Genomic DNA, 20,556 nt, shown 5'->3' with positions numbered 1-20,556 from the left:
CGGCTGGTCAGCGCCACGTACAAGAAGCTGCTGATGTTTCAATCCCAAACGGGCTTTTCCTCTCTTTCAGAGTGAGCGGGTACGCGACGTGCTCAGTATCCTCTTGAGTTTCAATCCCAAACGGGCTTTTCCTCTCTTTCAGAGGGTACCCCCTCTAGAGTAGCATCTGGAGCCGCCTCCGTCAAGCTTTTTCGATGATCCCAAAAAAGCGGTCATCAGTGACCGCTCTAGCACGGCTATGATGCCAGGCACTTTGCCCCTCCGAGCGCTTCTCAAGCCTTTCGAGGATCGCTGCATGAGAAAGCGGGTGCCGAGATCCTCGAAGTGAACGGCATAACAGACATTAACAACATCACATCTTCAATCAGGACAAAACTTCTGCTATCAAGATAGAGGGCAAATACTACAGCGAGCGCACCAGCAAAAGCACGCTGCCCGACAGTATGAAGAAGGATCAGGAGGACGAGGAGGATCAGGTCGAAAAAAGAGGAACAATCAGGAGTCTTTCGCTACCTGCTCCTCCTCTAGCGGCGGCTCAAGCTCAATCAACTCAGATGGATCAACGCGCAGCGCTCGCGACAGCTTCTCTAAGGTTGCTAAGGTGATATTGGCGTAGGGGTCTCTATAGAGGCGCTGGATCATATGGATATCCATATCGGCTAAGCGCGAAAGACGTGATTGCCCTATTCCCTTCTTTTGTGCAATTTCTCGGATCTTGATACGTATCGGCATGGCTCCAATCGTACCATGACCTCTCTCATTAGTGGAGACCGCACAAATAAAGCCCCTATATATAGACCCTTTATATTTAACTGCTGTATTGACATAGCCTTCTTAAAAGAGGTATACTTTTATAGTCAGTATAGCCGTAGCCCCCAAGGGCGCGGGCGAGAGCCGTCTGAGAAGGGTTCTTCTTCTGAGAGACAGTCAACGGATTGTCATGTTGTGCAACTGAGTGAGGAGAATGTTATGTTGCTGAGTCGGCGCACCATCTGTCAATCGCTGCCCATCCTCGCCACAGCCTGCAGCAGTGCAGACGACCCCACCCTTGTCCTGCGGGCCCTCAGCGAGCCGGAGTTGTCGGCGCGGCTGCTCATGCGCAGCGCCGTCGTCCCCGAGCGCGCGGGCCGCTACCTCGAAGCCCTGGGCCTCGTCCAGACCGCCCTGACGCTCGTCCGGGGGCGGGCCTACGCCGAAATCTGCCACGCCTACCGGGCCGTCCTCCTTGGAGAATACTCCCGCGAAAGAGGCGACCCCGGCGCCCTGGCCGAAGCCGTCCGCGAGGCCCGCAGCCTCCGCGGCCAGATCCTCCACGACGGCGACCTCAAGCAGCTGCGCTATCAGCTCGCCTGCCTGGAGGGCCGCGAAGAGGCCGCGCCCGCCCTCGTGCGCCTCTCGCTCGACGTCTGGCAGCAGCCCGGCCAGATGCTCACCGACGGAACCTGGCACTGGGCCCGCGGCGGCTTCATCGTCAAGAGCCTCGAAACGCTGATCCTCAGCCAGCACCGGCGCGAGGCCGACCAGCTCGCACAGGAATTCCTGCCGATCGAAAACAAAACCTTCCACGCCTATCGCGCGCTTGAATGGGAGTGGGAGGCCATCAAGACCAAACTCTACGCCTCGCCGGAGCAACAGCGCGCCTTCCGCCGGCGGGCCTGCCAGGCCGGCTACGTCCGCCAGGCCGTCATCGCCCTATAAGAGCACAAGCGCCATCCCTTGAGCGCCAAATCACGAGAGAGAGGAGGCTACCCGCATGCCGCCACACTCGCTGGTCGGTCAGCGCGTCCGCTACTACCTGCCTGGCGTGCGCCCGGGCATCTGGTCGGGCCGCGTGCTGGCCGTCGACGAAAAGACCGCTCGTTTGCGCGTCACCCTGGAAGAGCCGGGCTACGAGGTAGAGATCCCGCTCCACGCCCTGCGCAGCATCTACGATGCCGAGCGCGCCATCTGGAAAGAGATTCCCCTTTTAAGCAGGCTGTCGCGGGTTCGAGTCCCGTCTCTCGCTTCCTCTTCCCAAGCCACGTGGGTGCCCCCCCCCATCACGAGAGGGTCGCCGTTTGTTCTCAAGACAGCTATTCTGACAGCTCTGTTCCCTGTTCTCCCTGCTCTTCCTGCTCTCCCTCTAACGCTAACAGCCGTCCCATTCTTTGTAAAGCCTCCTCTTGCATCCCCGGTAACACATGCCCATAAATACCGAGCGTGATATTCACGTGGCTGTGGCCAAGCAACTCCTGGACCACCTTGATGTTGACTCCCAGCGCGAGCAGGATGGTCGCCGTGCTATGCCTCAGATCGTGAAAGTGGATGCGCGGCAATCCGGCCTGCTCCAGGAGCCGGTAATACTGGCGGCGCACGAAGCTATCGATGAGAAAATTTCCGTTCCGTGTGCAGAAAACCAAATCCATCTCCTTCCAGCGATCGCCTGCCTTGCTGCGTGCCTCCAGTTGCCGGGCCTGGTGCGCTTTCAAGGTCTCAATGACGGGCGGGAGGAGGACGATGGAGCGCTTTCCCTTGCGGGTCTTGGTCTCGGTCTCTATAAAGCCATAGCCAGCCTTATAGCTGACGGTGCGCCGTACCTGGAGGTGCCCCCGCTCCAGATCGATATCCTGCCAGCGCAGGGCTAACAGTTCTCCCAGCCGCATCCCTGTCATGACCGCCAGCAGAATCAACGCTTCCAAGGAATGCTCTTTGACCTTCCTGATGAGGCGAACTGCCTGTTCCGGCGTCAGAACAGGTCGCTCAGGAGAAGTGGCTCTGGGGGCCTTAACCATCTCCAGGATATTGCGTCCCACCTTATTGCGCCGCACGGCGTCTCTGAGGGCAGTGTGCAGCAGACTGTGCATGCTACTAATCGTCTTGGCAGCCAGGCCCTCCTCGCGCTTGGCCGCATACAGGCGCTCAATCTGCTCAGGCTTCAGCCGCCGCAAGGGAATGTCTCCAAGGGCAGGGATAATATGTTTGTGAAGGATGCGCCGATAGAGAATATACGTTGTCACGCGAATAGAGGGCTTCTGAATATACTCCAGCCAGTGCTCCAGGTAGTCTCGCACTGACTGATCGCGTCCCAGCAGGACGGTTCCCTGCTCTAGTTCGTTGAGAGCCTTGCGCAGGGCCACCTGTGCTTCCTGCCGTGTCCGAAAGTACCCCACTGTTTTCTTCTTCCCTGTCTCCAGCGTCACCTGGGCCACCCAGGGCTTCTTCCGGGATTTTCGGTCGCTCTTGCGCTCAAAGATCGACCCTTCTCCGTGTCCCCGGCGCTTTTTTCTTCTTCCCTGAGAAGACTCAGAGGGCTGACTGTCTGGCTGCTCATCATGATGAGCCATGACGACCACCTCTCTGTTCATGTTGTTCCAAGATAAGGCGTGCTCTTCCTGGTTGACCCGTGCTCCTGGGTGGCTGGAGAGAGCTACAAGATCGCTGGTTGCCAACTGCAGGCAACGGCCTGTGTCCCGCTCGCCACTCCAGGGCAGCAGACGCACCCCCTCTCTGGGGTGCGTCTGCTCAGGCCGCCCCACCAGACCAGGGGAACCCCTGTTCCATGACGCTGCCAAGGCAGCCCACCGCTGCATCTGACTCAGAGACTGTCTTTCCGCGCAGCAAGCCACTGGTTGAGATCGTGCTCATCGACCTTCACGTTCCTCCGGCTGACATAAATGACGGGAAGACCCTGAGCGCGATAACGATACAGGGTGGTATAGTGAACTCCCAATCTCTCAGCAACTTGCTTCAAAGAAAGCAAGTTTCCCACAGGTGGTGGGGGCGGTGATGGCTGCCCAGATGGTGGTTGATGACTCCGACGCATACTTCTTCTCCTTCTCTAGCTGCAACTCCATGATCTGCAGCATCGTGACATAGATGGCAAGCCCCTGGGGAGGCAGCAGCTTCCCTCTGAGCTGCGCGGCTGCTAGCTTGCACGCGAGGACTGCATCCAGCAGCTGCAATACTGCCCACAGATCGTCTTCAGAACCAGGATCAGTGCTGCAAGCTGTCGCTGATCAGCCTCACCCTGGTACCAATAGTCCAGCGAAAATTGCAGAGCATAGCGTTTCATAGGCCCTCCTTCTGCCAGCCCGCTGGCGCCGAGCAGCGCGCCAGTCAAGGCCGCAGGAACGTCAGCACGTGCTCGATCTGTAGGCGTCGGTGCAGCCCGGCCTGGTGAGCGGTGCGAGGCGGTGGCAGGGAGCGACGGTTGGGAGGCAGTTCCCGCTCGACCCAGCGCTCTAGTTGGAACCCCTGCCGCTGTGCCAGCAGCCAGAACCAGCGGACAGTCTGCAGGCTGACCCCCCGCAGGCAGGAATTGCCTAGCACCACAATGGCGCGTCCGCCCGGGCGTAGCACGCGTCGCATCTCTGCGAGCAGCGCCTCCAGATCGAGCAGGTAGCGCTGCAGCATCCCCCGCTCGCGGCTGGGCAGCTGCTGGAGCGTCTGCTGGCAGGCATCGATCTCCTGCAAGGCCGCCAGGCCAGCGGTGCTTTCTGGCCCACGCTCGGCCCCGATACTGGCCGCGCGGATGGCGCGCAGCTCCCGCAGGCGGTAGCCGAGCCAGACCAGGGCCAGCCGATGCCCGCGCAGATAATCGATGGCATTGAGGTACGGCGGCGAGGTCAACACGACGTCGACGCTGTGATCGGCCAGCGAGGCCAGATGGCGGGCATCCTCCAGCGCCACCTCTGCCGCGCCGGCCTGGGGCGGCTGCGCTTCCAGGCGGCTGGCGATCCGCTCCACGGCGCGGAGGAAGCCGTCCCGGACGGAGAAGGGGGTGCTCAGACGCGTGCGGTGCGGACGGCTGTGGGAGACGTCGCGCGCCAGGGAAGCCCCCTGCTCTTTGGTGATGATGATGCGGCTCAGGGCCAGCCGCAAGGCATCGCCGAGGGGGCCGCGCTCGTCGAGCAAGGCGGCGCTGAGCAGACGCAAGTCGCGTTGCTGTGGTTCAGCAAACCAGTAGTGGACGAAGGCGGCGGTCTCGGGATCATCGTCGATCCAGGGCAGCGGGGCTGGCGCTGCGGCCCCACCGAGCAGGGCCGCCAGCTGGTTGGCGCGCCGGCGCAGCTGCCGGGTGTCGAGGGGGGTGATCCAGACCCGGGCCATCAGGACGGCCAGCGGGTCGAGGTCGCGGCCAAGGGCGCGAAGGCCGTAGTGGAGGGCCGCTCTCAGGACGGTGCCCGAGCCCATCATGGGGTCGAGGACGGTGCTGCCCGCCGGGACCCGAGCCAGCTCCCGCAGGGCGATCTCGGGGGCCATCCGCGCGGGAAAGGGATGAATCGGGGGGAACGGCTCTGGGCATTCGGCCCGGGCACGCCTGTGGGGAACCCGCATGGTGAGCATGGTGAGCATCTCCTTTCTTCCTGATCCTGCCGGCCTGGGCAGGCGCGCTGCTGCCTCTTGCATACCAGGCCGGCAGGGAAACAGGCGGGAACGAACCGGGAACCTGACGGGAAGACGAGGGGAAGGAGAGAGCACAGCACCCCTCCGGCTCCGGCAAGGCGAGCGGGAGGGGTGCCCACCTGGTCTCAGCTTCCCCCTGTCCGCCGGGCTGCCTCCAGCTGGGCCCGCAGGCGATAGCTGATGTGGCAGGCGCAGGGCATGCTGCTGATCACTCCGGCTTTGAGGAACTGCAGCGCCTCCCGCGGGTCCGCCTTGCAGGGGGTGGTCTGCACCTGCCCGAGATCGTAGCGCTCCAGGAGCAGCCGCACCCAGCGATAGAGCCGCTGCTGCCGCACCGCCGACGGACGATACTTGTGGGCCACCACCTCTGGCTCCAACTGACTGAGCAGGGGCCCCACCTGCTCCTCGGGCAAGCTTGCCCTGAGCACCTGCGGCATCTGCGGCGAGAAGCGCAGGATGTCCACCGTCATCCGCTTGAGTCGCGGCCCCAGAACGTCGCGGATCTGGGCAAACAACTCGTGGTAGGCCGCGCGATAGCCCGCCACGGGAATGATCGGCCCCAGCCGGATCGTATGGTCCAGGGCCCCGTGGTCAATGGCCCAGGCCAGCCCACGCAGCCGCGCCTCCGGCGGGGCCCCGCCCGGTTCAAACTGCGCCGAGATCGCTGCCGGGTTCAGGCTGATCGCCACGAGCGCCAGGCGCCCCTCCAGCTGCAGGTAGGGTTCGTAGACCCCCTTGGTCAGGAAGAAGGAGACGATCCCACGCGCACTGGCCAGATCCAGGATGGTCTGCACCAGCGAGCCGCGCCCCTGCGCATCCACAAACCAGGGATCTTCCTCGACAGGGCCACCCAGCTCGGCCCAGTTGACCACGCTGCCGCGGGGCAACTGCTCCAGTTCAGGCACCACGTCCTCCAGGTTGAGGGCCACGCTCTTGAGGCCCATCCCCTGCAGGCCGCGCAGATAACAGAAACTGCACTCGACCGGGCAGACTCCCTGGGCATAGTTGCCGCGCAGGAAGCCGCGGATCGGTTCGGCGCCGCGCTCCTCCTCGCGGGGCCGGGTGCCGGCGATCCAGGTCTGACGGCCCCGGCGGTAGGCGACAATCGGGGTCCAGGCCCCGCAGGTGGTGCCTGCGCCGCCGACAAAGGGCGCGATGAACTGCGGGCGACCCGCGCCGCCGCGGCGGATCAGCAGCAGGAGGCGGGCTTTGCGCTGGGCCTCGTCTTGCTCCGGCCAGAGCTGTCGATGCAGGGTCAGCGCCTCGTGGGCCACCGCGGTCCGACTGGGCAGCCGTCGCAGGTGGACGGCTGCGACCAGCGGAGCCAGCTGGGCCGCTGCCTGCTGGGCTTGCTCCGCTTCTTGGGGGGTGTGAGCATGGAGGAGCAGATGCGCGGGCCGCGCTGCCGCGAGCCGCTGCCGGTTGGCGAGCAGACGCCTGGCCCGCTCGCCCGCCGCGCCCGTTGCGACCGCGGCATCCAGCGCTACCAGATCCATCTCTGCCAGGTGCTGGAGCATCATGGCTCCTGCTCCTTCGAGCGCCGCCGGCGGGCGACCCGGAGAGAGGCAAGAGCATCGGCCTTCCCGATCCCATCCGCGGTGTCTGAGTGGTCCAGGTCTGCATCATCGAGCAGATCCCACTGCCGATACCGCTCCTCTCTGTCCTGAACAGCCTTCTGGTACTGGCGCCAGTGGCGCCATGAAGCCACAACATACCAGGTGAAAACGCCCAGGGACAGCGCAAGCAGGCCCCCCAGGATGGGGAAGAAAAAAGCGTCGTGCATGCATTGGCTCCTTTCATGTGCTTCGCAGCAAGCAAGCAAGCAGGAAGTGGCTGGGAGGATCAGCAGCGGTCGAGAGGGATCACCCCCTCCTCCTGCCAGCTCCGGGGTCAGGACACGGCTCCGGCCCGCCTGGGAAGCAACCGGTAGTCCGGCCCTCCCAATTCCAGGATGCGAGCCGCGCCCAGCAGCCGAGAGACACCCGCGGCCCCCAGCCAGGCCAGGAGCTGATCGGGAGGATGGTTGGCCGTCACGACCGTGGCTCGCCCGCTTTGGAACCGCTGGTCCAGCAGCCGATAGTACACTTCTTCTCGAAAGTCACTGGGCTTGGGCTTGTCCAGATCGTCCAATACCAGGAGGGGAACCTGCGCCGCTTTCTGCAAGAGGCGCAGATAGTCCTCGTCCTGGCGCAGCAGCACCTGGATCTGTTCAAAGAGGGCCACGGTGCATGCGAACAGACAGGGGGTTCCAGTCTCTACTGAGGCTCGGGCAATGGCCGCAGCCAGATGGGTCTTGCCCACCCCGGGGGGACCGACCAGGAGCAACGTGCCCTGGGGATCTTGGGCAAACCGCTGCGCTTCCTGCAAGGCGAGCTGGCGCTGCCGCACGGTCTGGGGCGTATCTCCCGGGCGCGCCTCCAGCCGAAATGACTCGAAGCGCCCGGGTGGCCCCTGGGCCAATTGTGCCGGTGCCAGCCAGCCAAAAAGCTGGCTCGCCAGCAGCTCCCGTCGCTGCTGCGCCAGGAGGGCGCGCTGGCGCTCCTGCTGCTGCTGGGCGCTCGCTTGCATTTCACACTGGCAGCGCAGCCGCAGCCAGCGCCCATCATCCAGCCGCAGCGGCTGCACCTGGGTGCCACAGGCGGGACAGGTCCAGCACGCCGCTGCCTGTGTCTCGACGATGCGCTCCGGGAAGCGGCTCACCGCCAGCCTTGCCGGGACGCGGAGCGCTGTTCCGAGCCGGCTGAGGCCCATCTAACTCCCTCCTTGGGCGCAGCGGCTGCCTGCTGCTTGCTCCTCTGCCCACGTCGCTTCCCACTGTCGTCGCTGCGCTTCCAGATAGGCGCCCACGTAGGCGCGATATTGCGCCATTGGATCAGCGCTCCAGACCGGCTCAGGAACACGGTCCCGCCGCCTGGGGCTGGCCGTGCCGCTGCTCCGATCGCCGGCGCTGCTCTGCCGCTCGGGTGCCGCTGCCTCCAGGGCTGCTCGTGGAGGGGCAGCCGCGCGTTTGAGCCAGCGGCGGAAAAAGCCGGGGGTCAGGCGTTGCTGCCTCTGATTGCGCCTCGGGTCCCTGGCATATTCGGCGCATTCAATCGCCTCGCCTCGCAGCGCTGACCAGCCCATCGAAGCAAATTCTTCCAGCACCTGGCAGAGCTGGCGTGAGCATGGCAGCCCTAAGATGTCTGCAATCTCCTGGAGAGAGATCTTGTCGGCGGCGGCGCTGTCGGCAGGAGGGGATGTCGGGCCGGGGAACGGCACAATCTTCGGCAAGGCGGTGGTCGAGACCACGGCAGCTGGCTGCTTCGTCACCAGGGATTCTTTCTCTTTCTCTTTCTCTTCCTCTTCCCTTTCCCCTTCCCCTTCCCCTTCCTCTTCTTCTTCTGACCGGGCTTTTCCGGGTTTTCCTGGATTTCCCGAGGAAGCCCCGGAAAACCCAGGCGCTGCTGACGTCGAGGCCTGCGCTCCCTCAGCCTCATCCGCACCCCATGCTGGCGGTGGTGGCAACTGGGAGGGCGTCGGCTTGCTCAGCGACTGCCACTGCCTCCAGATCAGCCACTGATAGTACTGCTGACGACCCACCTGGTAGCGCAGCAGGAGCCCCCGCTCGACCAACTGCCTGAGGGCTTCCTCCACGGCGGCCTCGCTGACGTTGAACAGGCGCGCCAGCAGGCCCTGATGAGCTCGCCCGCGCCCCTCGTCATCGGCCTCCAGGATGAGGCCGATAAATACCACGCGGGCCTCAGCAGACAATTCAAAGAAATCTGGCTCCTTCAAGAGGGCCACTGGAATACTACGACTGCGGGCCATGATGGTTCTCGCTTCCGATCTCTGATTGGGTGAGCAGGGCTCGCACCCACGGCAACGGCACTTGAAAGAAGGAGAGCACCGACCCCGCCGGGTCACGGACCAGCAGGTCCCGATCCCCGTAGTGCTGCCACTGGAACCCGCTGATCTGTTCCTCTTGGGTCTCGGTCAACTCCAGAGGCAGCTGTTCGCGGGATGAGAGCACCAGCTTTTCGAACATGGGTCGATGCAGTTGTGGATCCAGCTTGAGCAGGCGCCGCTCTGGACAGCCAGCCGTCGGCTCCAGCCTCAGGTACCCTTCCGCATCCGGCTGATCACTCCGGCTCCAGCCCGTCTCTGTCAGCCAGCAGCAGTCACCTCCCTCGGTCAAAACCGCACCCCGGACATAGTGGACCCGGTAGAGCGTGAGCGGGGTCTCCTTGGGCCAGGGACAGACACGCGCCAGCACCTCCGCCTGCCGCTCTGCCAGCTCGGCTCGCGCCGCCTGATCTTCCGTTTCCAGCTCTTGCCACCGGGCGTGCATCCTCCGTGACACCTCTAACCGGAAGAGCAGGAGGTCCCGAAGGCGCTCCGGCTCAATCCAGCCTGCGCGGTTGCAGCTGAAGGGCACCCGCTCGCAGGCGCAGGAGACATACCAGTTCTGGGCGGCCAGGTCCCCGGCTGCTGCTGCCGGATGCAAGGTCCAGGTGCAGTGTGCGCACCCAAAGGGCTCCGGCGGGTACAGCTGCAGACAGAGGCCACCCGGCTGGCCAGGATGGCGGTGCATCCAGGCGCAGAGCTCCGCTGGCAGGCCGAGACGCTCCTCTAAGACGGTGAGCGCCTGCCCGAAGCGCTCCTGAGCCTGGCGCTCCGCCTGGCGCCGCTCTGCTTCCTCGGCAGCCTGGGCCGCTTGCCGGGCCTGACGCTGGCGCTCTTCTTCTTCCTCATAGACCGCTCTGGCCCGTTGGGCCAGAGCCTCTCTCTCCTCCGTGTGCATGGACTGCTCCTTCGTGGTTTCTTCCGACACAGTCAGACAGACGTGCAGAGGTGCAGGGCAGGCTGCTGCCTGTCCTGCACCCCTCTCTAAAAGGGCTGGGTCTCATCCATATCTTCCAGGGTCGGCTCCGACTCCAGCCCAAGCCGCCCTTCGGCCATCGCGCTCAGGACAGCCAGCTGCCCGCGCGCGCGATCCGGAGCCGTGGCCGGCTGCGGGAGGGGAGCACCGATGAGCCGGCAGAGGGTGGGCAAGCCTGCGTAGGGCTGGGAGAAAAAGGTCCGCGCCGGCTCCTGGAGGTCGATCCCCAACAGGACCGGTGCTCCCAATCCGAGCCGGCGGCTGGCCCGGCGCAACTGGTCCTGATCCCATTCCCAATTCCAACTCACCAGGAGCCGCCCCTGCGCCTGCTGCGCGAAACTGGGCCAGACCGTTGACAGGGCTGGGGCCTGCTCCAGCTGTGCGGGCGTCAGCCCATTGTAGGTCAGCGACGCCTGGTCGTACCCCTGCTGGGGACGCAAGATCTGATCGAAGACCGTCTGTCCGTCGCTGGGGCGCACCAGCACCAGCCGGAGCAGCTCCGCAGCGCTTCCCAGGCGGGTCGTGTCCACTTCCAGGATCAGGCTGGTGGGAAGGGCCAGCAGCGCCTGGGCCCAGGCCATGCCCTCGGGGTCAGGCAACGCCGGGAGCTCGTTGACCGCCTGCTCCAGCTCGCGCAGCAGCGCCTGCAGCTGCTGACGGTGTGCCAGGCGATGCTCCACCTCGGCAACGGAGAGCGGGCGAGGCAGCGGCTCCAGGACGGTGGCACTCAGCTGCTCGATCTGGTGCAGGAGAGTCGTGAGGTGGTACAGAGAGTCCATATCGCTCCTTTCTGGACCCATCGCATGGGCGCGATGGGTCCTGTGTGGGTGGAATAAAGAGGGGCACGTGGTCTGAGGAAGCCTTCAGGAAGTGGGCCGTAGGGGATTCGCCTGCGCCGTCACGGGCCGCCAGTCCAGGCCCCAGGCCTGGCGCAGGCGGATCAGGATCTGCTCGGCCCGCTCCGGCGCCCGCCGCGCGGCATACACCCAGAACCGACTGCGGTGCTCCGGGGCCGTCGGGTCCTGCTCGCGCGCCTCCGGGTCCTGGCCCGAGAGCCAGATGACTTCGGTGCCTGCTGCATCCGTGTAGTGATACTGTGCCGGCAGCCAGCTATGACGGCGCCGACACGCTGGCAGGTGAAAAGCGAGCCGAAAGCCTTGCCGCTCCAGCAGCGCGTTCACGTGCGTTCTGACGAGACGCGTCTGGACAAAGGCTGTCCAGCCCACCTCGGTGACGGGCTGGCTCCCTCGTGGGGGAGAAGTCGAGGGGGTAGTCATGGCTGGTTGCTCCAGTGCTGCATCAGGGTGACCACATCCGAAATGTAGGCTGCCGGGTCGTTGTTGTCCCCTGCGGGGGCGTACACCGGCAGGATCTGCTCCACGGTCACCAGTCCCCGTGGAAAGTATTCTCGCGTCATTAAAACGGCAAAATCCTCGTAGCTGGCCGGCCAGTCAGGATACCACCGGTAGCCGTCCAGGCAGCGGGACCAGCCCGCACAGCGAATATTGCCAAGCGAGTGGGTGGCTCGCGCCACCCCCAGACGGCCAAACCGGGACTCATGCCAAAACACTGCCAGCGCAAAGGCCGGATTGATGCCGGCCTGCGCCATGTCGTCATAGAGAGCTGTTCCCGTACCACAGGCCGGACTCTGCTGCTGACAGAGCAGCCGATCAACCTGCGCCCGCCCAATCGTGGGCGGTCCCTGCACGCGATGGAGTGCGGAAGTGCTGGCGGGGGTGCCAGGGACGCGCCCGGGGGCCTGGGAGCCTGCTGAGGGGGGAGCGCTGGCGCCAGCCAGACCCACCAGACCCAGCCGACCAGGCCAGCTGAGGACCAGCGCCATCCCTCCCCAGAGCATCAGGAACAGGAGCAGGAACAGCGTGAGACGCTTGCAGACCTGCATCGTTGCTCACCGCCGCGTTGCGTCGGCGATCCCTTCCAGGACGCCAACGACCCAGGCCAGCTTGGCTGGCTCGTTTTTGCTAACAGGCGCTTGCTTGAGGGCAGCGACTACCTGCTCCAGCAAGGCCTCGGCAGGAAGCTGCGCCCAGTCCGCCCGCTCCCTGCCGACCGCATAGCCCATCTCATATGCAACATCACATGTCGCACGCATCGAAGTCCTCCTTGCTTCGCTTGACTACATCTTGACTACATCCAGGAGGCGAGCCAGAGCGCGCCGATCAGGAGCAAGGCCCCCACCAGCCAGAGCCGTTGCTGCCGCCACCAGGTCAGCAGCAGCCAGCCCCCGAGCAGAGCGCCGGCGACCAGTTCATCGAGGCCCCAGGCCAGCCATGATGGCGGCGGCTGCCAGCCCTTTGCCAGGGCCAGCCCGTTGACGACCAGCGCCAGCACCCAGAGCAGCACGCTCCAGCTTCCACTGACGCTGATCCCGCGCTCGCTCCAGGGGCACCCGTCGACAGGATCCGACGCCCTTGGGCGGGTCTGCACGCGCACGCCGGCGCCGACGCCCGACGTCGCTGGGGGCACGGCCCGCTCTCCCTCCAGCCGGCCTGTCTCCTCATGGAACCAGAGCCTTCCTGAGGACAACTCCATAAGGAGCCAGCCGTCTTCCGTTTCCGAGGATGCCTCGGGAAGCGGATGGCTGACCAGATAGCTCGCCTCCTCTGGCTGCGCGAGGATCTGTCCGCCAGCCTCCTCGATGAGAAGGCGCGCCTCCGGCGTGATCTCCCGCACCAGGTAGGTAGGAAAGGACTGCGCTTGGGGCATGGGTCACCTCAACACCAGGAGAGGAAGCCGTCGGACCGACAGGCCGCCAGTGGGGAGATGGACCCATTCCGGCCAGCTCCCTGCCCAGTCCGACCAGGCGCGCGTCTTACAGGCGCTCCCGCTTCCTCCCTTCGCAGAACATCCATCCATACAAGATCACAAATCCACTGAGAAACGCGGCAATCAGCGCCAGATCAACCAGCGCTTCGGGCCAGGACATGCGTGTCCTCCTTTCTTTCTTTCAGCACTGGCAGCACTGGAGTGAGAGAACGAGGGGGAATGAGAGAGGGGGAGCGTCTTCGAGGCCGCACTGGAGCATGGGCGAACCACCGCCCAGGGAGCAAGCGCGTCGGGCAGACTAGGAGAGGGCCAGCGGGCGCCCCCGCCGGCGCAGGCGCAGCCGCTTCAGTTCGGCCAGAATCCGCCGGCGGGTTGATGCCGGCAATCGCCAGAGCCGCTCGAAAGCATCCGCTCGCCCGCAGAGCAGCCCACTCAGCAGGAGCCGATGCCCAAAATGGGTCTTGCGCACCCGCTCGGGAAAGAGTTGCTCCGAGAAACCCTGGATGCGTGCCCGGCCCGCCGGATACCATCGCTCTTCATCCAGCGCAATCACGGGAACGTCCACGACCGCATCGTGGACCCCTGCGATGATGGCTGTTGCTGGGTGCTCGTAGCAATGAAGCGAGTACCAATACCAGTCACTGCTGCGCGCCAGCACCACTGCGTGATAGGCCTGCAAGGAGGCCGCTGCCATCACCCGCACCCGCACGAGCCGACTGCGATTGATCAAGCCCTCGATCTGGACCTGGTAGCTGGCACCCTCTGTCGGGCCCGCCCCCGCTAGCTGGAGGGACCCGCAGGCCAGCCGCGCCAGCGCATCCTCCACACGAAAGCCGCTGTAGCGCCGCTCCCTCGACATCGCGCGTCACTCCTTCTGTCTGCTTGGCCTGCCCCCAGCGGTAGCCCTGGGGGAGAGGGGGAGGCCCCTACGCTCCCAGCTGCTCCGTCTTGGGCTCCTGCTCCAGTGCGGGCGCCGGGATCGCCCCCGAAGACGCAGACGACTGCAACTGTTGCAACTGGGCCCGCTCCAACTCCATGAACCGCCGCTGTCTCTCCAGCGTCTGTTGCATCTGGAGCTGCTGCCACTGGGCCACAAAGTCCATCTCTTGCTCCTCTCGCTCGATGGCGAGCTCCACGCGGCGGATCGCCTGTCGCGCCTCCGCCTCCTTGAGGAGCCGCTCACGATCCACGGCGGCCAGCCGCGCCTCGCCTTCGACGATCTGCTGCTGCCGGCGCAATTCCCGCTCCAGCGTCGGCTCCGCCTCCAGCAGAAAGAAGGCGGTGTAGCTGTCTCCCAGGATCACGCCCCCCACGCGCACCAGGATGAAGACCCACAGCCCCACCGTCGCCGGGTCCGTGAGCTGATAGCCCGCATGGGTCACGTAGGCCAGAAACGCGATCTGACCCGTGATGTTGACCAGGGCCAATCCTATCCAGCACCACAGGGCCAGCCGATCCCCTGGCTGGATGGCGGGCTGGCCCTGCGCCCGCCGCTCCTGCTGCCGTGCCCGCCGCTCCGCCTGATCGTAGGTCGCCATCGTAAAGGGCACCTCGATCAGCAGGGAGATGCCCCACAGCAGCACCTCGCTCCAGAGCGTCGGTGTCGGCAGAAAATGCTGAAGAAAGTAATAGACTTCACTGATCGTGAATATCACAAAGGCCACCGGCCCGACGATCCGCCAGAGATTTTTGATGGCGGTCAGGAACCGCCGATGCGCTGGCAGATCCAGCTGGATCTGGGCTAAAATGGCTCGGCGTCGGGCCTCCAGGGAAGCGGCCACCTCCTCGCCCTCAGGCCAGGCCGGCACTGCCTCGGGCCGCAGCGGCACCGGCGAGCCGGCCTGCTCCGGCTTCGACGCCTGTCGGGTTCGACGCGTTCGACGCGCCCGTGCCTCCTGCTGCTGCTGGCGATACCGCTCATAGAGCGTGCACGCCTCCTCATAGCGCGCCAGCTCCGCACGCGCCTGCTGGAGTTCCTGTCCGAGCAGCCTCCAGTATCGCTCTAATTCTTCCGTGTTCCACCCAAACAGGGCACACAGCTCCTGGGGACGAAGCGGTCGCCCCAGGCGTCGCTCTTCCTCCAGGATCATGCTGATCTGCGGGCGCATCAGCGGGGGGCGAGGTTCCTCCCCCCGCAGTGCATCAAACCGGATCTTCACCCGGCTCAACAGCGATGCCATGTCACCTCCTTGATCTCGCGGCTCCTCTCCCGCGGAGCCCAACGCCCGCGGAAGGAGCCTGCAACGCTCCTGCAACCGTCCTGCAACCATCCTGCAAGTGGGGGACGCTGCGCCTTCCTGGGAGGCGGGAGCGGACCTCCATCTGCTCACGGTGGGATCAGGCCCAGCTCACGGCGGGATCAGGCCCAGCTCACGGCGGGACCGAGCGCGGGCCGCAGGTCTTAGCGCCCTTGCGTCGCTTTGCGCAGCGCCCGGAGCTGCTCTTTGCGCTCACGCACCTGCTGGCGGCGCTGCTTGCGCTCCAGGCGGATGACGGCAGTGCTGGCGCGCTCCAGCGACGTTTCTACCGCCTTGAGCAATCGCTCATAATGCTGAAACATGAATTCTCCGCGGGCGGCTAACTGCTTCTGCTGGAAATCTGCCTTTTCTTTCTGGAGGGTTTGGTACTCCTCCGGGGTGATACTGTTGGAGAAATCAAAGCCCTGGTCGCGACCAGGCTGCCCGGGTTGAGGTGAGGGAGATCGGGGCGTTTGGGTCATCACAACCTCCTTGAGAGATCCAGACAACAACAGTCGAGCGCAGCCCCACCGGCTGGCTCCCTGCTGGCGGTGACCCGTCCCTGCCGCTGCGTCGCGTCAGAGACGACCACCGCCAGCCGGCAACCAGCCCGTTGAAGGAGTGTGCAGCTGCGCTACCGCAGCAGCGCCCAGGCGAACCCAACGACAAGGAACGCGAATAATACCCACCAGTGGGCCGCCCGCCGCCAGAGCGCCAGCCCCAGCACGAACTGCAGCGCCGCTGCCGCCAGCAGGGCGATCACCAGATCAGCCCGCAGAGACCAGCTCAGCTGTGGTAGCGCTCGCACCAGCAGGACACCGCCCACCAGCTCAGGGAGCACGAGCATCACCAGCCAGATCCCCCACCGGCGCGCCGGGCGAGGCGGGCGCGCCGGCAGCGGCATGACGGGCAGCGGGGCTATCATCCAGGGAGAGAGCTTGTCACGGGGGGAAAAATGAGGTAGCATGGAAATGCTCCTTTCTGGGGTCACTGCTGCTGTCAGGGAAGGCAGCGACCCCATTGACCACCTATAACGACAAAGGGAGAAGACTCGTGGCCCGCCTCGCCCGGCGTTCGCTCACCTGCCGGGCCAGGTCCTGGGCCACAAGCTTTCAGCAAGCTAGAGACTCTCGAGGGGAACTACGAGACGATCCGGGCCCGCTCCAATATCAGCGTCACCCCGAAATAGCGCCGTTGCTCGCCTTCCAGCACCACGCAGACGCTGCCCTCTTCGGAGATCGAGGCAACCACGCCGCGCGCGCCCTTCCTCTGCGGCGCGGGCGGGAAGCGGCGGCGATCAGGCAGGAGAAGATCCTCCGGGATCTCAATGAGATGTCCACAAAGCATGCGGCGCGCCCGGGCGACAATCTCCTCGTAGCGTGGCGTGCGCCGGCGGCAGGTGCGCCGGCGGGCAGGATTGACGAGAGGGATGGGCATAGCTGCCCTCCTTTCTCCTTTTTAAAGAGAGGAATACAAGGGGAAGAATGAGGGGAAAGAACGCCAGGGATCGTGGCCGAGCGCCTCCGCTGCAGCGCTGCCCTCAATCCCTTGATCTTCTGATCAAGGGAGAGAGCAGCGGCCCGCCCGCAGCGGCCTCTCTCGCGGGCTGTCTCCTCCGCCCTTCCCTGTGGCCGCGGGCGCCGGCCCTGGCTGGCCGATGCCGTATTCGGTTGTCAGGGTGCTGATCGGGACCTTGTAGGCCCACGCCCGCTCGGGGCGACCGGGTGCCGGCGGGAGGCATAATCGGCACAGAGGGCCTGGGACTTGCGGAGACCTGCCTGAGGAGATATAATTGAGGCAGGATCATCGCAGGTCATGATGCCCATCCTTCAGAGGGAGCATCATGACTATGGCTTCGGTCCCGATTGACCTGATGTGTGCCAGCACATCAGGTCCTTTTTTATTATGGCCCGAATATGAGGAGCAGGCATCATCATTTCATCGTCAACTCCTCGTCATATTCTATGATATCCAGGAAAAATAAGAATGTCAAGGGAATTCTAGGACAAATTTGCCTGACTAGGACAACCTTGCCAAGAAAGACAGAGCATGATAGAATAAAGAGGGAGGCGGAACATGATCGACAATGACTCAGGCATCCTGGATGCTGCTGAGGTAGGGCGAATTCTGAAGATTCATCGTCGGACTGTCGTCAGGCTTGCTAAATTAAAGAAGCTTCCGGGCTTCAGAGTAGGCAACCAGTGGCGTTTTAGACGCGCAGCAATTGAGGAATATATCCGCTGCCAAGAACAGGAAGCCCAGTCGTCGGAGCAATATAAGGAGAACCATGAATGAACGCCTGCGCCGCGAGCGAGAGCTGAGGGGATGGTCTTTAGATCGGGCGGCTGATGAGCTATTCAAATTATGCCCTGATCGACGAAAACGAGGCGATATCAATGGAAATATGATCCATCGATGGGAATTAGGTATCCATCTTCCCTCTCCTTATTATCGGGAGAAATTATGTCAGCTGTATGGAAAAAATGCCGCAGAGCTGGGTCTTATCGAGGATCGATCCGGGAAAAATGCTGCAGAGCTGGAACTTATCAAGGATCAATCCAATCTCTTATTGCAGCAAGGTCAACCAGGGGATCTTTTTCAATTTGGCCCCATCTCTTCAAGTTTCCTGATTCTCGATGGGGATGGACATCACGAATTCTCTCCCAGTAATATTCGATGCCATTTTCAGCCTATTTTCCAGGATCTCCCTCCTGATCTGGAAGCCCGTCGGAGGAAAATTCAGCGGGAGCAGGATCAAGCTCGGAGTGAGGGAAGGTCATTTTACTGGAACGGGAAGCGGTTTTACCTGGATCGCTTTATAATCAGCCGCGAGGGGCCAGACGAGAATTTGGCCCTCGATCTCTGGTTTGGCCCTTCCGATTATTATACTTTTCTGGCAACGAATATGAGCCTTGACGATCCTGCGATCCGATCTCGCTATATAAGTGAAGAGTGGGATCAGCCTCCTCGGTTCTTCTCAAATGCCTTTGGAATATATTTACTCGTAGTTACTCGTAGTAATGAGGTAATCCTGACGCGTAGGGGAGTGTTCTTGGGCAGTAGACCGCTTGAATTCAATGTTTCAATGTGCGAAGGTCTTTCTGCTTCTGACGCAGATCCTTCCGGCGTTCCAGATCTATATCATTGTGCCACTCGGGGACTGACAGAGGAGCTGGGCCTGATGGCCCCCTTGGATTTCTCCTCTCAAGATATTCGTTTCCTTTCATTTGGAATTGACATCAGATATGCCCAATTCTGCCTTCTCGGAGTTATTAAAGTCCCTTGCAGAGCAGATGATCTCATCCGTCGTCGCCGAATGGGGGTAAAGGATCGAATGGAAAATAAGCAGATCTATGTCCTTCGATTTGATCCCCAGTCTCTTGCCTCTTTCGTTGTCTCTCATAGTCCCTGGGCTCCAGCAGGCCTCGCTTGCCTTTACCACTGCCTGGTCTATGAGTTTGGGAGAGATAAAGTTGACCATTGCCTTGCAGCTCTCTAGAGAGCATCTGGAGCGGCCTTCCGTCAAGGCTTTTCGATGATCCCCACAAAGCGGTCCGCAGTGACCGCTACGATGCGGCCATGATGCCAGGCCCTCTTGCCTTCAGACGGCTTCAGCAGCCCTTCGATGATCGCTGTGCGGGATGTCGGGAGCTGAGATCCTCGCAGCGAACGGTAGGAGCGGCCTCTCACGCGGTTCCAATCCCTGAACGGGCTTGAGCGGCATTCTAACCAACGCCTGGTGAATGACGCGCTTGCCCATATCATGTTCCAATCCCTCAACGGGCTTGAGCGGTGTTTTGACGGTACCCCTTCTAGGGTAGCATCTGGAGCGGCCTCCGTCAAGGCTTTTCGATGATCCCCCAAAAGCGGTCAGGAGTGGCCGCTACGATGCGGCCATGATGCCAGGCCATATGGCCTTCAGACGGCTTCAACAGCCCTTCGAGGATCGCTGCGTGGAATGCCGGGAGCCGAGATGCTCGAAGCGAACGGCAGGGGCAGCAGCAAGAAAGATCGCCTCGGGGGTGGACGGTGACGATGGGGGAGCGCGGGGGCAGGGAAGGCTAGGAGGGAGGCTGTAACAGAGACAGGATCTGGCCCATCTGCTGCTCCAGCCGATCTAAGCGCTGGTCCATCTGGCGGAGCTGGTCGGTCACAGCAGCAATGCTACGGACCTGATCGGTCACGAGTCCTTTGACAATAGTGAGTTCGTAGACGACGTCTCTCAGGACGGGCCGGTATTCGGCGACAGTTTGCTCCAGCAGACTGAGTCGCTCCTCTTGGGTTGGCATCTTCTTTCTCCTTTTCGTTTCGTTGCAATCCCAGAACGGGCTGGAGCGGTGTTTTGACGTGGTGGATGGCCACACCATGCCGCTGCTTTATTTCTTCGTTCCAATCCCAGAACGGGCTGGAGCGGTGTTTTGACTCCATCTCCGAAGAGGGCAGCGTCTGCGTCGTTATGGGTTCCAATCCCTCAGCGGGCTTGAGCGGTGTTTTGACGGCCCCAGACCGCCGCGGACCAATGAGGCTGGTAAGTTCCAATCCCTCAGCGGGCTTGAGCGGTGTTTTGACTCTCCGCCATCGCTATGGAGCGAAGCTTATTTTCCAATCCCAGAACGGGCTTGAGCGGTGGTTTGACTCAGACGACGGTCAATAACATCTCTCCCAGTTCCAATCCCGAAACGGGCTTGAGCGGTGGTTTGACGTTCACTCCAATTTTACCAAATCTTACAAATCTTAGGTTCCAATCCCGAAACGGGCTGAAGCGGTGTTTTGACGGTACCCCTTCTAGGGTAGCATCTGGAGCGGCCTCCGTCAAGCCTTTTCGATGATCTCAAAAAGCGGTTAGCAGTGACCGCTCTCCTGCGACTATGATGCCAGGCCCTCTCGCCTTCAGACGGCTTCAACAGCCCTTCGAGGATCGCTGCGAGGAATGCCGGGAGCCGAGATGCTCGAAGCGAACGGCAGGGGCGGCAGGAGGGGCAGCAAGAGGGACCGCGTCGGAAAAGGTTGACGGCGGCGGCGCGAGATGGTATGGTAGAGGCGACATGGTGCTGATGTTCCCAGGAGGGCACGATGGAGAATGGATCGCTGGAGCAGCGCTTTGCGGCGTTCGAAGCGAAGGTGAGCGGGCAGCTGACCGATATCATTGGCCTACTGCAGCAATTGGTCGGCGAGGTGCGGGATCAGGGGCACCGATTGAACGCCGTCGAGATCCGCATGAACATCTTTGAGCAACGGATGGCGGGCTTCGAGCAGCGGCTCAGTGCGCTGGAGGCGCGGCTCAACGAG

At 63.1% G+C, this 20,556-nt stretch carries 26 protein-coding genes; 4 read left to right on the top strand and 22 right to left on the bottom strand.

All coding sequences use genetic code 11. The annotated features are described in order from the left end of the window. Nucleotides 1–495 precede the first annotated feature (495 nt). A complete protein-coding gene (locus A4R35_RS18470) occupies nt 496–732 on the bottom strand; it encodes a helix-turn-helix domain-containing protein (RefSeq protein ID WP_112431930.1) in 237 nt (78 codons plus the stop codon). A 237-nt stretch (nt 733–969) separates the two neighbouring features. Between A4R35_RS18470 and A4R35_RS18465 the strand changes: the two genes are divergently transcribed. Continuing rightward, the gene (locus A4R35_RS18465; RefSeq protein ID WP_112431928.1) at nt 970–1,698 is read left to right on the top strand and encodes a hypothetical protein; all 729 of its coding nucleotides are present in this window, start codon (nt 970–972) and stop codon (nt 1,696–1,698) included. A 374-nt stretch (nt 1,699–2,072) separates the two neighbouring features. Here A4R35_RS18465 and A4R35_RS18460 read toward each other — a convergent pair whose 3' ends face one another. The 20 genes from A4R35_RS18460 to A4R35_RS18375 form a co-directional block, all read right to left on the bottom strand. Next, nucleotides 2,073–3,323: a site-specific integrase gene (locus A4R35_RS18460; protein ID WP_189362021.1), complete on the bottom strand. Its 1,251-nt coding sequence runs from the start codon at nt 3,321–3,323 to the stop codon at nt 2,073–2,075. Between the two features lie 178 nt (nt 3,324–3,501). Continuing rightward, nucleotides 3,502–3,624, bottom strand: coding sequence for a hypothetical protein (locus A4R35_RS25035; protein ID WP_262982343.1), 123 nt, complete (start codon nt 3,622–3,624; stop codon nt 3,502–3,504). After that, a complete protein-coding gene (locus tag A4R35_RS25375) occupies nt 3,575–3,802 on the bottom strand; it encodes a helix-turn-helix transcriptional regulator (RefSeq protein ID WP_112431924.1) in 228 nt (75 codons plus the stop codon). The genes A4R35_RS25035 and A4R35_RS25375 overlap by 50 nt, the downstream gene beginning before the upstream one ends. A gap of 102 nt (nt 3,803–3,904) precedes the next feature. Continuing rightward, entirely contained in the window at nt 3,905–4,051 is a 147-nt protein-coding gene (locus tag A4R35_RS24380) for a hypothetical protein (RefSeq protein ID WP_189362019.1), read from the bottom strand. Nucleotides 4,052–4,095: 44 nt separating this feature from the next. After that, nucleotides 4,096–5,325 (bottom strand): TRM11 family methyltransferase, encoded by a 1,230-nt coding sequence (locus A4R35_RS18450; protein ID WP_112431922.1) that lies wholly within the window; start codon nt 5,323–5,325, stop codon nt 4,096–4,098. A gap of 185 nt (nt 5,326–5,510) precedes the next feature. Then, nucleotides 5,511–6,905, bottom strand: a complete 1,395-nt coding sequence (locus A4R35_RS18445; protein WP_112431920.1) for a radical SAM family protein — start codon at nt 6,903–6,905, stop codon at nt 5,511–5,513. Beyond that, nucleotides 6,902–7,168, bottom strand: coding sequence for a hypothetical protein (locus tag A4R35_RS18440; protein WP_112431918.1), 267 nt, complete (start codon nt 7,166–7,168; stop codon nt 6,902–6,904). The genes A4R35_RS18445 and A4R35_RS18440 overlap by 4 nt, the downstream gene beginning before the upstream one ends. 107 nt (nt 7,169–7,275) lie before the next feature. Next, complete coding sequence (locus A4R35_RS18435) at nt 7,276–8,136, bottom strand: ATP-binding protein (protein WP_112431916.1); 861 nt, start codon at nt 8,134–8,136, stop codon at nt 7,276–7,278. Next, nucleotides 8,137–9,192 carry a winged helix-turn-helix domain-containing protein gene (locus A4R35_RS18430; protein ID WP_112431914.1) on the bottom strand — a complete coding sequence of 352 codons (1,056 nt, stop codon included), beginning with the start codon at nt 9,190–9,192 and terminating at the stop codon, nt 8,137–8,139. Beyond that, nucleotides 9,176–10,165 (bottom strand): hypothetical protein, encoded by a 990-nt coding sequence (locus A4R35_RS18425; protein ID WP_112431911.1) that lies wholly within the window; start codon nt 10,163–10,165, stop codon nt 9,176–9,178. Before A4R35_RS18425 ends, A4R35_RS18430 begins: the two co-directional genes overlap by 17 nt. 86 nt (nt 10,166–10,251) lie before the next feature. Next, nucleotides 10,252–11,022 carry a 3'-5' exonuclease gene (locus A4R35_RS18420; protein WP_112431909.1) on the bottom strand — a complete coding sequence of 257 codons (771 nt, stop codon included), beginning with the start codon at nt 11,020–11,022 and terminating at the stop codon, nt 10,252–10,254. An 84-nt stretch (nt 11,023–11,106) separates the two neighbouring features. Continuing rightward, a complete protein-coding gene (locus tag A4R35_RS18415; protein ID WP_112431907.1) occupies nt 11,107–11,520 on the bottom strand; it encodes a hypothetical protein in 414 nt (137 codons plus the stop codon). Further along, a complete protein-coding gene (locus A4R35_RS18410) occupies nt 11,517–12,146 on the bottom strand; it encodes a glucosaminidase domain-containing protein (protein WP_112431905.1) in 630 nt (209 codons plus the stop codon). The genes A4R35_RS18415 and A4R35_RS18410 overlap by 4 nt, the downstream gene beginning before the upstream one ends. 6 nt (nt 12,147–12,152) lie before the next feature. Next, nucleotides 12,153–12,356: a hypothetical protein gene (locus tag A4R35_RS18405; protein WP_112431903.1), complete on the bottom strand. Its 204-nt coding sequence runs from the start codon at nt 12,354–12,356 to the stop codon at nt 12,153–12,155. 35 nt (nt 12,357–12,391) lie between these two features. Beyond that, nucleotides 12,392–12,970: a hypothetical protein gene (locus tag A4R35_RS18400; protein WP_112431901.1), complete on the bottom strand. Its 579-nt coding sequence runs from the start codon at nt 12,968–12,970 to the stop codon at nt 12,392–12,394. A gap of 358 nt (nt 12,971–13,328) precedes the next feature. Next, nucleotides 13,329–13,889, bottom strand: coding sequence for a hypothetical protein (locus tag A4R35_RS18395; RefSeq protein WP_112431899.1), 561 nt, complete (start codon nt 13,887–13,889; stop codon nt 13,329–13,331). 67 nt (nt 13,890–13,956) lie between these two features. Next, nucleotides 13,957–15,210 (bottom strand): hypothetical protein, encoded by a 1,254-nt coding sequence (locus tag A4R35_RS18390; protein ID WP_112431897.1) that lies wholly within the window; start codon nt 15,208–15,210, stop codon nt 13,957–13,959. Between the two features lie 221 nt (nt 15,211–15,431). Beyond that, entirely contained in the window at nt 15,432–15,749 is a 318-nt protein-coding gene (locus A4R35_RS18385; RefSeq protein ID WP_112431895.1) for a hypothetical protein, read from the bottom strand. Between the two features lie 152 nt (nt 15,750–15,901). Further along, the gene (locus A4R35_RS18380; protein WP_112431893.1) at nt 15,902–16,234 is read right to left on the bottom strand and encodes a hypothetical protein; all 333 of its coding nucleotides are present in this window, start codon (nt 16,232–16,234) and stop codon (nt 15,902–15,904) included. 173 nt (nt 16,235–16,407) lie between these two features. Then, nucleotides 16,408–16,704 carry a hypothetical protein gene (locus tag A4R35_RS18375; RefSeq protein ID WP_112431891.1) on the bottom strand — a complete coding sequence of 99 codons (297 nt, stop codon included), beginning with the start codon at nt 16,702–16,704 and terminating at the stop codon, nt 16,408–16,410. 639 nt (nt 16,705–17,343) lie between these two features. On the opposite strand from A4R35_RS18375, the gene A4R35_RS18370 reads away from it, so the two are divergent. Then, nucleotides 17,344–17,562: a helix-turn-helix domain-containing protein gene (locus tag A4R35_RS18370; RefSeq protein WP_112431889.1), complete on the top strand. Its 219-nt coding sequence runs from the start codon at nt 17,344–17,346 to the stop codon at nt 17,560–17,562. Further along, nucleotides 17,555–18,766: a hypothetical protein gene (locus A4R35_RS23950; protein WP_146747261.1), complete on the top strand. Its 1,212-nt coding sequence runs from the start codon at nt 17,555–17,557 to the stop codon at nt 18,764–18,766. The genes A4R35_RS18370 and A4R35_RS23950 overlap by 8 nt, the downstream gene beginning before the upstream one ends. A 562-nt stretch (nt 18,767–19,328) precedes the next feature. On the opposite strand, the gene A4R35_RS18360 is transcribed toward A4R35_RS23950, so the two are convergent. After that, complete coding sequence (locus A4R35_RS18360; protein WP_112431885.1) at nt 19,329–19,556, bottom strand: hypothetical protein; 228 nt, start codon at nt 19,554–19,556, stop codon at nt 19,329–19,331. 784 nt (nt 19,557–20,340) lie between these two features. Here A4R35_RS18360 and A4R35_RS24375 point away from each other — a divergent pair. Next, nucleotides 20,341–20,556, top strand: a 216-nt coding sequence (locus A4R35_RS24375) for a hypothetical protein (protein WP_189362017.1), incomplete at its 3' end; no start/stop codon positions are given.

This window comes from Thermogemmatispora tikiterensis, from assembly GCF_003268475.1.
GTDB classification, from domain to species: domain Bacteria; phylum Chloroflexota; class Ktedonobacteria; order Ktedonobacterales; family Ktedonobacteraceae; genus Thermogemmatispora; species Thermogemmatispora tikiterensis.
This window is presented reverse-complemented; position numbering and strand designations above follow the sequence as displayed.

Bases quoted from the DNA above. Each gene is read 5' to 3' on its own strand.
- A4R35_RS18370 (WP_112431889.1), top strand. From the start codon at position 17,344: ATGATCGACAATGACTCAGGCATCCTGGATGCTGCTGAGGTAGGGCGA.
- A4R35_RS18385 (WP_112431895.1), bottom strand. From the start codon at position 15,749: ATGACCCAAACGCCCCGATCTCCCTCACCTCAACCCGGGCAGCCTGGT.
- A4R35_RS18460 (WP_189362021.1), bottom strand. From the start codon at position 3,323: ATGGCTCATCATGATGAGCAGCCAGACAGTCAGCCCTCTGAGTCTTCT.
- A4R35_RS18445 (WP_112431920.1), bottom strand. From the start codon at position 6,905: ATGATGCTCCAGCACCTGGCAGAGATGGATCTGGTAGCGCTGGATGCC.
- A4R35_RS18390 (WP_112431897.1), bottom strand. From the start codon at position 15,210: ATGGCATCGCTGTTGAGCCGGGTGAAGATCCGGTTTGATGCACTGCGG.
- A4R35_RS18395 (WP_112431899.1), bottom strand. From the start codon at position 13,889: ATGTCGAGGGAGCGGCGCTACAGCGGCTTTCGTGTGGAGGATGCGCTG.
- A4R35_RS18415 (WP_112431907.1), bottom strand. From the start codon at position 11,520: ATGACTACCCCCTCGACTTCTCCCCCACGAGGGAGCCAGCCCGTCACC.
- A4R35_RS18380 (WP_112431893.1), bottom strand. From the start codon at position 16,234: ATGCTACCTCATTTTTCCCCCCGTGACAAGCTCTCTCCCTGGATGATA.
- A4R35_RS18430 (WP_112431914.1), bottom strand. From the start codon at position 9,192: ATGGCCCGCAGTCGTAGTATTCCAGTGGCCCTCTTGAAGGAGCCAGAT.
- A4R35_RS25035 (WP_262982343.1), bottom strand. From the start codon at position 3,624: ATGAGCACGATCTCAACCAGTGGCTTGCTGCGCGGAAAGACAGTCTCT.
- A4R35_RS18470 (WP_112431930.1), bottom strand. From the start codon at position 732: ATGCCGATACGTATCAAGATCCGAGAAATTGCACAAAAGAAGGGAATA.
- A4R35_RS18425 (WP_112431911.1), bottom strand. From the start codon at position 10,165: ATGCACACGGAGGAGAGAGAGGCTCTGGCCCAACGGGCCAGAGCGGTC.
- A4R35_RS18465 (WP_112431928.1), top strand. From the start codon at position 970: ATGTTGCTGAGTCGGCGCACCATCTGTCAATCGCTGCCCATCCTCGCC.
- A4R35_RS25375 (WP_112431924.1), bottom strand. From the start codon at position 3,802: ATGCGTCGGAGTCATCAACCACCATCTGGGCAGCCATCACCGCCCCCA.
- A4R35_RS23950 (WP_146747261.1), top strand. From the start codon at position 17,555: ATGAATGAACGCCTGCGCCGCGAGCGAGAGCTGAGGGGATGGTCTTTA.
- A4R35_RS18420 (WP_112431909.1), bottom strand. From the start codon at position 11,022: ATGGACTCTCTGTACCACCTCACGACTCTCCTGCACCAGATCGAGCAG.
- A4R35_RS18440 (WP_112431918.1), bottom strand. From the start codon at position 7,168: ATGCACGACGCTTTTTTCTTCCCCATCCTGGGGGGCCTGCTTGCGCTG.
- A4R35_RS18435 (WP_112431916.1), bottom strand. From the start codon at position 8,136: ATGGGCCTCAGCCGGCTCGGAACAGCGCTCCGCGTCCCGGCAAGGCTG.
- A4R35_RS18400 (WP_112431901.1), bottom strand. From the start codon at position 12,970: ATGCCCCAAGCGCAGTCCTTTCCTACCTACCTGGTGCGGGAGATCACG.
- A4R35_RS18360 (WP_112431885.1), bottom strand. From the start codon at position 19,556: ATGCCAACCCAAGAGGAGCGACTCAGTCTGCTGGAGCAAACTGTCGCC.
- A4R35_RS18410 (WP_112431905.1), bottom strand. From the start codon at position 12,146: ATGCAGGTCTGCAAGCGTCTCACGCTGTTCCTGCTCCTGTTCCTGATG.
- A4R35_RS18450 (WP_112431922.1), bottom strand. From the start codon at position 5,325: ATGCTCACCATGCGGGTTCCCCACAGGCGTGCCCGGGCCGAATGCCCA.
- A4R35_RS24380 (WP_189362019.1), bottom strand. From the start codon at position 4,051: ATGAAACGCTATGCTCTGCAATTTTCGCTGGACTATTGGTACCAGGGT.
- A4R35_RS18375 (WP_112431891.1), bottom strand. From the start codon at position 16,704: ATGCCCATCCCTCTCGTCAATCCTGCCCGCCGGCGCACCTGCCGCCGG.
- A4R35_RS18405 (WP_112431903.1), bottom strand. From the start codon at position 12,356: ATGCGTGCGACATGTGATGTTGCATATGAGATGGGCTATGCGGTCGGC.